12 protein-coding genes, 1 tRNA gene and 1 riboswitch are annotated in these 12864 nt (G+C 72.7%); of the genes, 8 read left to right on the plus strand and 5 right to left on the minus strand.

Going from position 1 to position 12864, the window contains the following annotated elements; translation table 11 throughout:
* Positions 1-495: 495 nt before the first annotated feature.
* Positions 496-1404 (minus strand): patatin-like phospholipase family protein, encoded by a 909-nt coding sequence (locus tag DRV96_RS11365; protein ID WP_119291091.1) that lies wholly within the window; start codon positions 1402-1404, stop codon positions 496-498.
* 112 nt (positions 1405-1516) lie between these two features.
* On the opposite strand from DRV96_RS11365, the gene DRV96_RS11370 reads away from it, so the two are divergent.
* From DRV96_RS11370 to DRV96_RS11405, 8 genes are all read left to right on the plus strand, one after another.
* Positions 1517-3226, plus strand: coding sequence for a nitrite/sulfite reductase (locus DRV96_RS11370; RefSeq protein ID WP_119291093.1), 1710 nt, complete (start codon positions 1517-1519; stop codon positions 3224-3226).
* Positions 3223-3735, plus strand: a complete 513-nt coding sequence (locus tag DRV96_RS11375) for a DUF934 domain-containing protein (protein ID WP_119291095.1) — start codon at positions 3223-3225, stop codon at positions 3733-3735. The genes DRV96_RS11370 and DRV96_RS11375 overlap by 4 nt, the downstream gene beginning before the upstream one ends.
* Positions 3732-4460 carry a phosphoadenylyl-sulfate reductase gene (locus tag DRV96_RS11380; RefSeq protein WP_119291097.1) on the plus strand — a complete coding sequence of 243 codons (729 nt, stop codon included), beginning with the start codon at positions 3732-3734 and terminating at the stop codon, positions 4458-4460. The genes DRV96_RS11375 and DRV96_RS11380 overlap by 4 nt, the downstream gene beginning before the upstream one ends.
* Entirely contained in the window at positions 4457-5263 is an 807-nt protein-coding gene (cobA, locus tag DRV96_RS11385) for a uroporphyrinogen-III C-methyltransferase (RefSeq protein ID WP_119291197.1), read from the plus strand. Before DRV96_RS11380 ends, cobA begins: the two co-directional genes overlap by 4 nt.
* A gap of 117 nt (positions 5264-5380) precedes the next feature.
* The gene (gene fdxA, locus DRV96_RS11390) at positions 5381-5704 is read left to right on the plus strand and encodes a ferredoxin FdxA (RefSeq protein ID WP_119291100.1); all 324 of its coding nucleotides are present in this window, start codon (positions 5381-5383) and stop codon (positions 5702-5704) included.
* Between the two features lie 54 nt (positions 5705-5758).
* Positions 5759-6859, plus strand: coding sequence for an NAD(P)/FAD-dependent oxidoreductase (locus tag DRV96_RS11395; protein ID WP_119291102.1), 1101 nt, complete (start codon positions 5759-5761; stop codon positions 6857-6859).
* A 90-nt stretch (positions 6860-6949) separates the two neighbouring features.
* Positions 6950-7062: riboswitch (TPP riboswitch) on the plus strand.
* Between the two features lie 65 nt (positions 7063-7127).
* Positions 7128-9326: a TonB-dependent siderophore receptor gene (locus DRV96_RS11400; RefSeq protein WP_119291104.1), complete on the plus strand. Its 2199-nt coding sequence runs from the start codon at positions 7128-7130 to the stop codon at positions 9324-9326.
* Between the two features lie 58 nt (positions 9327-9384).
* Positions 9385-9460 (plus strand) — tRNA-Asn (locus tag DRV96_RS11405).
* A gap of 56 nt (positions 9461-9516) precedes the next feature.
* Here the strand turns inward: DRV96_RS11405 and cutA are convergent.
* The 4 genes from cutA to DRV96_RS11425 all read right to left on the minus strand — a co-directional run bounded on the left by cutA (position 9517) and on the right by DRV96_RS11425 (position 12822).
* Positions 9517-9882 (minus strand): divalent-cation tolerance protein CutA, encoded by a 366-nt coding sequence (gene cutA / locus DRV96_RS11410; protein ID WP_119291106.1) that lies wholly within the window; start codon positions 9880-9882, stop codon positions 9517-9519.
* Positions 9875-11140, minus strand: coding sequence for a pectin acetylesterase-family hydrolase (locus tag DRV96_RS11415; RefSeq protein ID WP_119291108.1), 1266 nt, complete (start codon positions 11138-11140; stop codon positions 9875-9877). Before DRV96_RS11415 ends, cutA begins: the two co-directional genes overlap by 8 nt.
* Positions 11137-11883 (minus strand): hypothetical protein, encoded by a 747-nt coding sequence (locus DRV96_RS11420; protein WP_119291110.1) that lies wholly within the window; start codon positions 11881-11883, stop codon positions 11137-11139. The genes DRV96_RS11415 and DRV96_RS11420 overlap by 4 nt, the downstream gene beginning before the upstream one ends.
* A 309-nt stretch (positions 11884-12192) precedes the next feature.
* Positions 12193-12822 carry a DUF2238 domain-containing protein gene (locus DRV96_RS11425; RefSeq protein ID WP_119291112.1) on the minus strand — a complete coding sequence of 210 codons (630 nt, stop codon included), beginning with the start codon at positions 12820-12822 and terminating at the stop codon, positions 12193-12195.
* Positions 12823-12864 lie beyond the last annotated feature (42 nt).

A 12864-nucleotide genomic window follows, 5' to 3' on the forward strand; every position in this document is an offset into this window, starting at 1 on the left:
GGAAGGCTTACCCTTGTCAATGGCGGCCATGGCAGTTCAGCCCCTCGCGGGGCAGGTTGGCTTCGACAATCAACCTCTTGCCATGACCGCCATCCCTTGGCAAGTGGTTCTGCACACAAATCAGGACACTACCCCTGCCGACGCTGGCGCGAGCGCGAATGGGGCCTGCGCCCCCAGGTACCGCCATCCCCCTGCGCTCGTCTGTGCACAGACTGCGTGCGCGTGCCATGCGCCAACGTCTCGACGGCGCGTGGCGTGGGCGTGCGGGCGCAGGCCCCATTCGCGCTCGCCGCTTACCGTGCCAGGGCACCACGCTGCGGAGGGCAGGGCGACTGCAGTGCATCGCCGCTGCGGCGCGAGGTGGGCCGGAGCACGCACGCGCACGCCGCGTGCCGAGTACCCACCTTCGCAGTCAAGGCGTCACGAACGACCGCCACGGGCCGATCCCGGCCGTTCCACGCGTCGAGCTGAAGACAGTCCCGAAGCGGTCGACTGCTAAAGCGCTGCCTGTGCCAGCCGCGTGCGGATGAACGGCAGCTGCGCGAGCGCGGCCTCGCGCCCGGCGGCGATCGCGCGCTGGCGCGCCGTGAAGTCGGCGCTGCCGATGCCCGCGAGCCGCGGGCGCAGCACGACGTCGGCCTCGCGCAGCTCGAAGCGGCTGATGCTCGCGCCCATGATGTTGAAGGTCTGCAGCAGCAGCCGCACGGCGTCGCCGGTGGGGTTGCCTTCGGGCGGCGTCGAGATGTCCACCGCGATCACCAGTTCGGCACCCATCTCGCGCGCGAAGCGCACCGGCACCGGGGCGACGAGGCCGCCGTCGACGTACTCGCGCTCGCCGATCTTGACCGGCTGGAACACGGCCGGCACCGCGCTCGACGCGCGCACTGCGGTGCCGGGGTCGCCGCGGCGGAACAGCACCGGCTGCCCGCTGTCGAGGTCGGCGGCCACGATGCCCAGCGGGATCGGCATCTGCTCGATCAGCCGGCCCTTGGTCTGCTCGCGCACCCAGCGCGCCAGCGCCTCGCCGCGGATCACGCCGCGGCCGGGGAACGACCAGTCGGTGATCGCGCCTTCGTCCATCGCGAGCGCCAGCGCGGCGAGCTGCTGGCCGTTGAGCCCGCTCGCGTACAGCGTCGCGACGAGGCTGCCGGCCGAGGTGCCGACGACGAGGCTGGGCTTGATGCCGGCTTCCTCGAGCACCTGGATCACGCCGATGTGTGCGAAGCCGCGCGCCGCGCCACCGCCGAGCGCCAGCCCGATGCGCGGCGGCTGGGGCGGTACGGGCGCTGGGGCAGCCACCGGCGGGCGCGCGGCCTCGACCGGCGGCGGCTGCACCGGCGCCGTCTGGCAGGCGGCCAGCAACGCGGCGACGACCGCCGTGGCCCACAGGCGCAACAACCTCATGCGCGGAATTGTAGGAAGCCGCCCAGTGCGCGGCTCTTCAAAACCAGGTTGCATAAAAAAATGAAAAAACTGTAGTTCTCAAACATGAAGGCGCTGCCTACAGTGCCGCGCCATGTACCGCTACACCGCTTTCGACCGCCGTCTGGTGCGCGAGCGCGCCGCGCAGTTCCGCGACCAGCTCGCGCGGCACCTGCGGGGTGAACTCGACGACGACGCGTTCCGCCCGCTGCGGCTGCAAAACGGCTGGTACGTCCAGCGCCACGCGCCGATGCTGCGCGTCGCGGTGCCGTACGGCGAGCTGGCCAGCCGCCAGTTGCGCATGCTCGCGCGCATCGCGCGCGAGTTCGACCGCGGCTACGCGCATGTGACGACGCGGCAGAACGTGCAGTTCAACTGGATCGCGCTCGAGCGTGCCGCCGACGTGATGGACCTGCTCGCCGAGGTCGACATGCACGGCATCCAGACCAGCGGCAACTGCATCCGCAACATCACGACCGACGCGCTGGCCGGCATCGCGCCCGACGAAGTCGTCGACCCGCGGCCGTACGCCGAGATCCTGCGCCAGTGGAGCACGCTGCACCCCGAATTCGCGTACCTGCCGCGCAAGTTCAAGGTCGCGATCACCGGTGCGCGCGAGGACCGCGCTGCCACCGCGTGGCACGACATCGGGCTGCGGCTGGTGAAGAACGACGCCGGCGAGGTCGGCTTCGAGGTGCACGTGGGCGGCGGCATGGGCCGCACGCCGGTCATCGCGACGCTCGCGCGCGCCTTCGTGCCGTGGCAGCAGATCCTCGTCTACCTCGAGGCGATCGTGCGCGTCTACAACCGCTTCGGCCGCCGCGACAACGCCTACAAGGCGCGGCTGAAGATCCTCGTGCGTGCCGAGGGCCGGCGCTTCTTCGACGCCGTCGACGACGAGTTCGCGAAGATCCTGCAGCGCGACGTCGACGGCGACGCGCAGCTGCTGACCGACGCCGAGCTCGAGCGCATGGCGGCGCACTTCGCCGACCCGAGCGGCGTGCGCCCGGCGCGCGGCGGCTTCGAGCCGGCGCGCCACCTCGACGCGCAGGCCGGCTTCGCGCGCTGGCTCGAGCGCAACGTGCACGGCCACCGCGTCAGCGGCTACCGCGCGGTCACGCTGTCGCTCAAGCGCGCCGGCCAGGCGCCGGGCGATCTGACGGCCAAGCAGATGGAGGCCGCCGCGACGCTGGCCGACCGCTACAGCCTCGGCGAGATCCGCGTCACGCACACGCAGAACCTGCTGCTGCCGTGGGTGCGCGAGGCCGACCTGTACGCCGTGTGGCAGGCTGCGAAGGCCGCCGGCTTCGCGACGCCGAACGTCGGCCTGCTGACCGACCTGATCGCGTGCCCCGGCGGCGACTACTGCGCGCTGGCCAACGCGCGCTCGATCCCGATCGCGCAGGCGGTGGCCGAGCGCTTCGCCGACCTCGACGAGCTGTACGACATCGGCGACGTGGCGCTGCACGTCAGCGGCTGCATCAACAGCTGCGGCCACCACCACAGCGGCCACATCGGCGTGCTCGGCGTCGACAAGGATGGGCAGGAGTGGTACCAGGTCACGCTCGGCGGCAGCGATGGCTCGTCGCTCGCCGGCGCGGCCGTGCCGGGCCGCGTGGTCGGCCCGGCCTTCGCCGCCGACGAGGTGCCCGACGTGATCGAGGCGCTGGTCTACGTCTACCGCCGCGAGCGCGCACCGGGCGAGCTGTTCGTCGACACGCTGCGCCGTGTCGGGCTCGCGCCGTTCCGCGCCGCGGTCGACGCGGTGCGCCGCGCGACCGCGGCGGCCGAGGTGGCCGCATGAGGTTCGTCGACCCGCAGCGCGATCCGTGGCACACCGCCGAGGGCGAGGACGGCCCGCTGCCGCAGCCGGCTGCGGCCGCGCACCGGCTGCTGACGCTCGCGCAGTGGCACGCCGTGCGCGACGTCTGGCCGCACGACGTGCCGGTCGGCGTGCGCCTCGACAACGACGTCGACGTCGAGTCGCTCGAGGGCGACCTGCCGCGGCTGGCGCTGGTCGCGCTGCAGTTCCCGCGCTGGACCGACGGGCGCGCCTACACGCAGGCGCGCCTGCTGCGCACCAGGCTGCGCTACGGCGGCGAGGTGCGTGCGACCGGCGAGGTGCTCGTCGACATGCTGCCGCTGCTGCATCGCACCGGCTTCGACGCCGTGCTGCTGCGCCCCGACCAGAGCCTGGACTCGGCGCAGCGCGCGCTGCGCTTCTTCGCCGGCCACTACCAGGGCGACGTGCACGAGACGCGCCCGCTGTTTCGTCGCGACGCCGCGACGCCAACCCACCGCCCCCGCGCATGAACGCGATCGACCTCTACGCCCGCCCCAGCCCCGACTTCGACGTCAAGTTCGCGCACACGCAGGCGCTGCTCGCGCAGGCCGCAGCCGAGCACGCCGGGCGCATCGTGCAGGCCACCAGCCTGGGCGCCGAAGACATGGTCGTCACCGACCTGATCGCGCGCGCGGGCCTGCCGGTGGCCGTCGCCACGCTCGACACCGGCGCGCTGCACGACGAGACGCTCGCGCTGATCCCGCGCATCGCGCAACGCTACTGCATCGAGGTCGAGGTCTTCCGGCCGCCGGCCGAGGCCGTCGTCCACTTCGTCGGCCGCCACGGGGCGGATGCGATGTACCGCAGCGTCGAGCTGCGCAAGGCCTGCTGCGCGCTGCGCAAGCTCGAGCCGCTGGCGTGCCTGCTCGCCGGGCGCGACGCGTGGATCACCGGTCTGCGCCGCGAGCAGAGCGACGCGCGCGCGGCCGTGCCGTGGCGCGACCGCGATGCCGACGGGCGCCTGAAGCTCAACCCGCTGGCCGACTGGACCTGGGGCGACGTGTGGCACCACATCGCCACGCACGACGTGCCGTACAACCCGCTGCACGACGCCTTCATGCCCAGCATCGGCTGCGCGCCGTGCACGCGCGCGATCGCCGTCGGTGAGCCGTTCCGTGCCGGGCGCTGGTGGTGGGAGCAGGACGACCTGAAGGAGTGCGGGCTGCACGTCGCGCGCGCCGAGGCGACGGCATGACCGGCCGCGTCGTTTTCGTCGGTGCCGGCCCGGGGGCTGCCGACCTCATCACGCTGCGCGGTGCGCGCGCGCTCGCCGAGGCCGACGTCGTGCTGCACGACGCGCTGACCGACCCGGCGCTGCGCGGTCTGGCGCCGCACGCGACGTGGATCGACGTCGGCAAGCGCGGCTTCGGCGCCTCGACCGCGCAGGCGCGCATCGATGCGCTGCTGGTGCGCCACGCGCTGCGCGGCCAGCGCGTCGTGCGCCTGAAGGGGGGCGACCCGAGCGTGTTCGGCCGTCTCGAGGAAGAACTGCAGGCGCTGGCGCGCGCCGGGATCGACGCCGAAATCGTCCCCGGCGTCACGGCCGCGCTGGCCGCTGCCGCGGCGGCCCAACGACCGCTGACGCGGCGTGGACGCGGGCGCAGCGTCGCGCTGACGACCGCGGTGCGCGCGGCAGCCGACGGCACCGCGTGCATGCACGCGCAGCGCAGCGCCGACACCGAGGTGTTCTACATGGCCGGGCGACAGCTCGGCGCGCTCGCGCGCGCGCTGCGCACGGCCGGCTGGGCGGCCGACGCGCCGGTGTGCGTCGTCTCGCGCGCCGGCGGCCCCGACGCGCTCGCGAGCGACCACACCGTGGCCACGCTCGCGGCGGCGGCCTTGTTGCATGCCGGGCGGCCGACCGTCGTCACCGTTGGCGTGGGCGCGCAGACCGTCGTGCCGCGAGGCCACGGGGGTGTGCGCGACGGCGCAGCGAACGGCCCCAAGACCCTGGGGCTTGAGAAGCATCAAGGCTGCCCCCGAACCCCCGCGACTTAAAATCTCACGCGTTCGTACACCCCTCGGTGTCGGCCGCCGAATGGCGTGGCGCCGACGCTCGTCCGAGTTGTCACGCCGCCGCGCTGCGCCGGTCCTTCCTTTTTCTCGAGCCTGCCCATGACCCACGTCGTTCTCGAAGCGTGCATCCGCTGCAAGTACACCGACTGCGTCGACGTGTGTCCGGTCGATTGCTTCCGCGAGGGCCCCAACTTCCTCGCCATCGATCCGGACGAGTGCATCGACTGCGCGGTGTGCATCCCGGAGTGCCCGGTCAACGCGATCGTGCCCGAGGAGGACGTGCCGGCCGACCAGCAGCACTTCATCGCGCTGAACGCCGAGCTGGCCAAGAAGTGGCCGAGCATCACGAAGCGCAAGGCGCCGCTGCCCGACGCCGACCAGTGGAAAGACGTCAAGAACAAGCTGTCCGAGCTCAAACGCTGAGTCGGGCCGACACCTTCACACCCCGCCCGCACCGGGCCCGATGAGCCGTACCCGATGGAACCGCAAGCCAACGCCGAAGTCGCCGACACCGCCCGCCACCACGACGGCCCGATCGAGACCGACGCCGTCATCGTCGGTGCCGGCCCGGTGGGGCTGTTCCAGGTCTTCGAGCTCGGGCTGCTCGAGATCAAGGCGCACATCATCGACTCGCTCGCCTACCCGGGCGGGCAGTGCATCGAGCTGTACCCCGACAAGCCGATCTACGACATCCCGGCCGTGCCGGTGTGCACCGGCAAGGAACTGACCGACAACCTGCTCAAGCAGATCGAGCCCTTCGGCGCCACGTTCCACCTCGGCCAGGAAGTGACGGTGGTGAAGAAGCGCGACGACGGCCGCTTCGACGTCGAGACGAGCAAGGGCACGCGTTTCGTCACGAAAACGGTGTTCATCGCTGCCGGCGTCGGCTCGTTCCAGCCGCGCACGCTCAAGGTCGACGGCATCGAGAAGTTCGAGGGCACGCAGCTGTTCTACCGCGTCAAGAACCCGGCGCAGTTCGCCGGCAAGAACCTCGTGATCGTCGGCGGCGGCGACTCGGCGCTCGACTGGACGCTGAACTTCGTGCAGGACGGGCCGAACAAGGCCGAGAGCGTGATCCTCGTGCACCGCCGCGACGGCTTCCGCGCCGCGCCGGCCAGCGTCGCGAAGATGAAGGAGCTGTGCGACGCCTACGAGATGCAGTTCATCGTCGGCCAGGTCACCGGCTTCGAAGAGGCCGACGGGCGCATGACGGCGGTGAAGGTCACCGGCGGTGACGGCGTCACGCGCGTCGTGCCGATGGACATGCTGCTTGTCTTCTTCGGCCTGAGCCCCAAGCTCGGGCCGATCGCCGACTGGGGGCTCGCGATCGAGCGCAAGCAGCTGGTGGTCGACACCGAGAAGTTCGAGACCAGCGTGCCCGGCATCTTCGCAGTCGGCGACATCAACACCTACCCGGGCAAGAAGAAGCTGATCCTGTCGGGCTTCCACGAGGCGGCGCTCGCTGCGTTCGGCGCTGCGCCGTACGTGTTCCCCGACAAGAAGATCCACCTGCAGTACACGACGACGAGCCCGAAACTGCACAAGGTGCTCGGCGTCGAGACGCCGGTGTTCGACTGACGACGCCGCTCGCACCGGGGCGATGAAGGGCCGCGCGACGCGGCCCTTCGTCTTTTCCGTATCATCCGCGCCGCGCCCGGTGCTGCCGGGCGCATCCGCTGGGGGTGCTGGCGGACGCGACGCGAGTCGCATCCGCCGGCTGAGAGAGTCCCCTTGAACCTGATTGAGGTAATCCTCGCGCAGGGAAGCAGTCTGGCGATGCGTGCCGCGTGCGCGGGTGCGCGTCGTCTCCACCGACCGCCGACCTGCCATCGACCGAAAGGCTCGCATGGCTATCCATTTCCATTCCCGCTCCCGTTTGCGTTGCGGTGCGCCGCGCCCGCGCGCACCGCGCCGGCGCCTGGCGCCGGTCACTGCCGCCGTCGCGGCACTGCTGCCGCTGGCCGCGCCCGCGCAGGACGACGTGCAGCGCGTCACCGTCACCGGCACTGCGGCCAGCGCGCCGCTGAGCGTCGGCGGCTTCGGCGACGTGCCGCCGTCCCAGCTGCCGATGTCGGTGGGCAGCGTCGATGCGGCGCGGCTCGTCGACGCCGGCGCGACGCAGCTTTCCGACCTCACGCGCTTCGACGCGGCGGTCGGCGACTCATACAACGCCGAGGGCTACTGGAGCATCCTCAGCGTGCGCGGCTACGTGCTCGACAACCGCTTCAACTACCGCCGCGACGGGCTGCCGATCAACGCCGAGACGGCGCTGCCGCTGGCCCACCTCGAGCGCATCGAAGTGCTGCGCGGCACGAGCGGCATCCAGGCCGGCACGAGCGCGCCGGGCGGGCTCGTGAACCTCGTCGTCAAGCGCCCGGCGAGCGACCTGCGCCACGTGCGCGTCGAGGCGCGCGACGGCGGCGGCTTCGGCGCGGCCGTGGACCTGAGCCAGCGCTTCGGTGCCGCGCGCGACGCCGGGCTGCGCCTGAACGTGGCGCTCGACCGGCTCGACCCGCCCACGCGCAATGCGCAGGGCGAGCGCCACGTCGTCGCGCTGGCCGGCGACTGGCGCGCGGCGCCGGGCAGCCGGCTCGAAGCCGAGTTCGACGTGTTCCGCCAGCGCCAGCCCAGCGTGCCGGGCTTCAGCCTGCTCGGCGACACGGTGCCGAGCCCGAACGCGATCGACCCGCGCACGAACCTCAACGACCAGCCGTGGACGCTGCCGGTCGTCTTCGACGGCCGCACCGCGTCGCTGCGCTGGACGCAGGACCTGCCCGCGAACTGGCGCTTCGTCGCGCACGGCATGGTGCAGCGGCTGACGACCGACGACCGCACCGCGTTCCCGTACGGCGTCTACGACGCCGACTACGCGTGCACCTACTGCGACCGCTTCGCGCCCAACGGCGACTTCAGCGTCTGGGAGTTCGTCAGCGACAACGAGCGCCGGCGCAGCGACGCGCTCGACCTGCACGTCGAAGGCGCGGCCACCACCGGGACGTGGCGGCACGCGCTGACGGCCGGCGTGCTGTTCACGCGCTACCGCGCCACGTTCGAGGACCAGGTCTTCGACGTGGCGGGGCTGAGCAACGTGTTCGCGCCGGTCGTGGTGCCGCCGTCGCCGGGCTGGACCGACACCAACACCGATCGCCGCGAGCGCAGCACCGAGTTCTACCTGCGCGACCGCATCGACGTCGCGTCCGGCTGGCAGCTGTGGGCCGGCCTGCGCCACACGCGCCTGGCGCGCGACAGCGTGCGCACCGACGGCAGTGCGGTGACGTCGTACGCGCAGTCGGCGACGCTGCCCTGGCTCGCGCTGAGCCACCGGCCGACGCCGACGCAGACGTGGTACGCGAGCTGGGGGCAGGGGCTCGAGTCGGCGGTGGTGCCCAACCGGCCGCGCTACACGAACGCGGGCGAGGCCTTGCCGGCACTGAAGAGCCGGCAGGTCGAACTCGGCTGGAAGTGGCGCACCGCGGCGCTCGGCGCCGAGGTCGCGCTGTTCGACATCGCGCGTCCGGTGGCCGAGGACTTCGGCGACTGCGACGGCGTGGCCACCTGCACGCGCCGCATCGACGGCGACGCGCGCCACCGCGGCGTCGAGGCGCAGTTCGACGCGACGACGGGCCGCTGGGACTGGCGCGCCAGCGCGCTGTGGCTCGACGCGACGCGCGAGGGCTCGGCGCTGCCCGGCATCAATGGCACGCGGCCGAACAACGTGCCCGAGCTCAGCCTGCGCGCGGGCCTCACGTACCGCCCGGGCGTCGTCGAGGGCCTCGCGCTGAGCGGCGACGTCGTGCACGAAGGCTCGCGCGAGCTGCGGCTGGCCGGCGACCCGGCCGTCTACCGCATCGCCGGCTGGACGCGCGTCGATTTCGGGGCTCGCTGGGTGCAGCGCACCGGCGGCACGACGCTGACGTGGCGCGTCGGCGTCGACAACGTGTTCGACCGCCGCGCGTGGCGCGAGGCGCCGGTGCTGTTCGGCCACGCGTGGCTGTTCCCGCTCGAGGCGCGCACCTGGCGCGCGTCGCTGCAGGCGGCGTTCTGACGCACGCCGCCGCGCGGCCTGCGGACGCCGGCGCGCTGCGGCTATAATGTGCGGCTCTTCCCCGATAGCTCAGTCGGTAGAGCGACGGACTGTTAATCCGCAGGTCGCTGGTTCGAGCCCAGCTCGGGGAGCCAAACGCTCGTGCATCGCAAAGGCCTTCTTCGGAAGGCCTTTGTCTTTGGGGCGCTGCTCAGCCGCCCGCGCCGTCGGCGGCGCCCCCTGCGGTGCATTCGGCCACGATCCAGTCCGCATAGGCGGGCAATGCATGGTCCAGCCGCACGGCGACGATCTGCGGCAGCGCGTACGGGTGCAGCTCGCGGATCGCACGCTCGACCTCGCTGTAGCGCGCTTCCAGCGTCTTGACGACGAGCCGCACTTCCGGGTCCTGCTGCACCTGGCCGTCCCAGCGGTAGACGCTGTCGATCGCCGACAGCTGCACGCACGCCGCGAGCCGCCGCTCGACGAGGGCGTGCGCGATGCGCAGCGCCTCGTCGCGCGTGGCGCAGGTGGTGACGACGGCGACCGGCGTCGCCGTGGCGCGGTCCGCGTCAGCCACCGAACAGTGCGAGCACGACCGACAGCAGCGTCAGCGCCGGGCTGACGGGGCGCAGCAGGTCACTGACGCGGTCGGTCTCGACGTTGCGCATCGGCGTGCCGCGGTCGAGCGTGTTGTTGACGAACGGCGTCAGGTCGGCGATGCCGCGCTCCTCGATGCCGGTGCCGCTGAAGTCGATGACCGTCAGGCAGTGCGAGTCGTTGAACCAGCGGAACCACGGCACGTGGTACGCGACGTTGTTCAGGCCCGCCAGCGTCGGCACCCAGTTCGCGAGGTCGCGGTCCCAGCGCTGCTGCAGCAGCAGGCGGCGCGCGAGGTCGCTCGGCGCGCTCGCGATCTCGGGGTAGAACTTCTCGTAGCTGAACGCCGAGAAGTTGCCGTCGGCGCCGAACACGGCGTAGGCGAAGCGGTCGCCCGGGTACTTCAGCGCCAGCGCGCGGTGGATCGTGCCGAGGTCGTCGGCGTCGAAGCCCGGCAGCGCGGCGTACTGCGTGACCATGCCGCCCGGCTCGTCGAGCCCCCACACCGTGCGGATCTTCTCGTGCAGCGGCAGCGACGGGTGCTGGTCCGGCGTGTTCGAGCGCGGCGCCGGGAACAGCGGCCCCGAGTCGGCCAGCAGCGAGGTGCGCCCGGTCGGCGCCAGCGTGTCGCGCACGATCGGGTAGGTCGCCGTCGAGCCGACGCCGCCGGCCGAGAAGCCGGTCAGCAGCAGCTGGTTCGGCCGCCCGAGATTGCTGCGCAGCCACTGCGCCGCGGCGCGCACGTTGGCCTGACCGCGGTGGAACTGCATGCGCGGGGCGGCCGGGTTCGCATCGGCGTACACCTGCACCTTGCTGCCCGTGTGCACGTCGCCGGTGCAGTAGGGCAGGTAGACCATGTTCCAGCTCTGCGTGCGCACACTCTGGAACGGGTTCAGCCGCGCGCTGAACGGCGTCACGAAGCCGTAGGCGGCGCTGTTGAACTGGCTCAGGTAGTCGGTCGGCACGCCGTTGGGGTTGGCCGCACTGAGCTTGCCCTGGCCTTCGCACGCGGCCTGGTCCCAGCAGGCGCCGCCGCCCTCGAAGACGATCACGGTGTCGCGCGTCAGCAGCGCGCGGTTGACGAAGAAGGTGTACGGCGTGCCGTTGCCGCACGACGCGCCGGTGGTCACCGGCAGCGTCACCGGCACCCACTGGTAGTACTGGGCCAGCGCCCACGACGGCGCCGCCATCACCGCGGCCGCCACGGCGGCCCGCCACCACGATCGCAAGGTCTTCATCGCGCTCCTCCTGCGGGGTTGTTGCCGCCGGCCGGCGGCGTCGTGAACACGGACCGGCGCAGCGCCTCGAGCTCGGCCTCGAGCCGCTGCGCGTCGCGCTGCGCCGGCGGCAGCGCCTGCCACGCGGCGACGAGTGCGGCCTGGCGGCGCGCGAAGTCGGCCTCGCGCGCATCGGGCGGCGGCGCCGCGGCGCGCGCGGCCGCGTCGGCCTCGGCGCGCCACGCCTTCAGCGCCGCATCGCGCGCCGCGGCGTCGGGCTGCAGCACCTCGAGCAGCGCGGCCTTGACGAAGGCCGCCTCGCCGGCCGTCATCTCGCGCTGCGCGAGGCGCTCGCCGAGGCCGTCGTCGAGCGTGCGCGCGAGCGCGCGCAGGTCGTCGTCGATGGCGCCCATCGCGCGGCGCTGCAGGAACGCCTGCCACTGCGCAGTGAACTGCAGGTACGCGGCCACGCGCGCGATCTCGGCGTCGCGCTGCGGGTGGTCGGCCAGCGTCGCGCGCAGTTCGCGGTACTGCTCGGGCGTCAGGCCGGCGGGGATGTCGGTGTCGGCCGCCGCGCGCGGATCGCCGGGCGCCGAAATGCCCGTGCCCGCCGGCGCGATCGCCGCCGCGCCCGGCGACGCCGCCTGCAGCGCGGCCGGCGATGACGTGCCGGAGACCGAAGGCGGCGTCGGCGCCGTCGACCGCGTCCCGCCGGACGGCGCGTCGTCGAGCAGCCACCACGCCCCGCCCGCGAGCGCGGCCACCGCGACGACGGCGATACCGGCGAGTCGCGGTCGCGAAGCGCGGTGAGAAGTGCGGTGAGAAGCGGCAGGGCGCACACCGCCACTATGGCCGCACGCCGGCTCGCGGCAACGGGGTTTGCCCCCGGAGCCCCAGAACTCGGCGCCCGCTGTCAGTGGGCGAGGAACGTGCGGATCGCGTCGGCCGGTGACCCGTGCACGGCTCCAGCCAGCCTGCGCCGCCGCCTAGGCGTCGCGCGTGCCACCGGCGCCGAACGCAGGCAGATCGGCGCGCACCTCGGCGTGGCGCACCGACACCGCCGGCGCGGCGCCTCAAGCCACGCCGAGCGCGCGCAGCTGCCGGTCGTGCAGGCGCGACAGCGCGAGCAGGGCGGCGACGGCACCGATCAGCGCGAAGAACATGTCTGACTGCGTGTCCCACGGGTCGCCCTGCGTGCCGAGGAACTCGTCGGCGCCCTGGCCCAGCGCGAGCGCCGCGGCCCACTCGATCAGCTCGTAGGTCGCGCTGATGGCCAGCACCACGCACACGACGAGGAACGCGAGCATGCGCCGCCCGCGCACGAACTGCCCGCGCAGCAGCACCTCGCGCGCCGCCAGCGCCGGCACGAAGCCCTGCATGAAGTGGCCGATCTTGTCGTACGGATTGCGCGCCAGGCCCAGCAGCTCCTGCAGCTCGAAGCCCAGCGGCACGCGCGCATAGGTGTACGCGCCGCCGAGCATCAGCACCGCCGCGTGCACGAAGATGCCCCCGTACAGCAGCGGTGTCAGCGGGTAGCGGCGGTGCGTGAGCGCCAGCAGCGGCAGCACGATGATCACCGGCAGCACCTCCATCAGCCAGGTCAGGCGGTCGTAGGGCCGCCAGCCCGAGGCCACCAGCATCGCGAGCGTGGCGAGGGCGGCGGCGACGAGCCAGCGGGTGTGTGTAGTGGGCAGGGTCGGCATGGGGCGCGAAGTGGGCCACGACGCCCGGCATCATGCCGTGGC

The sequence above is a fragment of the Azohydromonas sediminis genome, from assembly GCF_003574675.1.
GTDB lineage: Bacteria > Pseudomonadota > Gammaproteobacteria > Burkholderiales > Burkholderiaceae_C > Calidifontimicrobium > Calidifontimicrobium sediminis.

Excerpts from the sequence above, each read along its gene's own strand:
- DRV96_RS11365 (WP_119291091.1), bottom strand. The coding sequence starts at position 1,404 with ATGAGGTTGTTGCGCCTGTGGGCCACGGCGGTCGTCGCCGCGTTGCTG.
- DRV96_RS11370 (WP_119291093.1), top strand. The coding sequence starts at position 1,517 with ATGTACCGCTACACCGCTTTCGACCGCCGTCTGGTGCGCGAGCGCGCC.
- DRV96_RS11375 (WP_119291095.1), top strand. The coding sequence starts at position 3,223 with ATGAGGTTCGTCGACCCGCAGCGCGATCCGTGGCACACCGCCGAGGGC.
- DRV96_RS11380 (WP_119291097.1), top strand. The coding sequence starts at position 3,732 with ATGAACGCGATCGACCTCTACGCCCGCCCCAGCCCCGACTTCGACGTC.
- cobA (WP_119291197.1), top strand. The coding sequence starts at position 4,457 with ATGACCGGCCGCGTCGTTTTCGTCGGTGCCGGCCCGGGGGCTGCCGAC.
- fdxA (WP_119291100.1), top strand. The coding sequence starts at position 5,381 with ATGACCCACGTCGTTCTCGAAGCGTGCATCCGCTGCAAGTACACCGAC.
- DRV96_RS11395 (WP_119291102.1), top strand. The coding sequence starts at position 5,759 with ATGGAACCGCAAGCCAACGCCGAAGTCGCCGACACCGCCCGCCACCAC.
- DRV96_RS11400 (WP_119291104.1), top strand. The coding sequence starts at position 7,128 with ATGGCTATCCATTTCCATTCCCGCTCCCGTTTGCGTTGCGGTGCGCCG.
- DRV96_RS11415 (WP_119291108.1), bottom strand. The coding sequence starts at position 11,140 with ATGAAGACCTTGCGATCGTGGTGGCGGGCCGCCGTGGCGGCCGCGGTG.
- DRV96_RS11425 (WP_119291112.1), bottom strand. The coding sequence starts at position 12,822 with ATGCCGACCCTGCCCACTACACACACCCGCTGGCTCGTCGCCGCCGCC.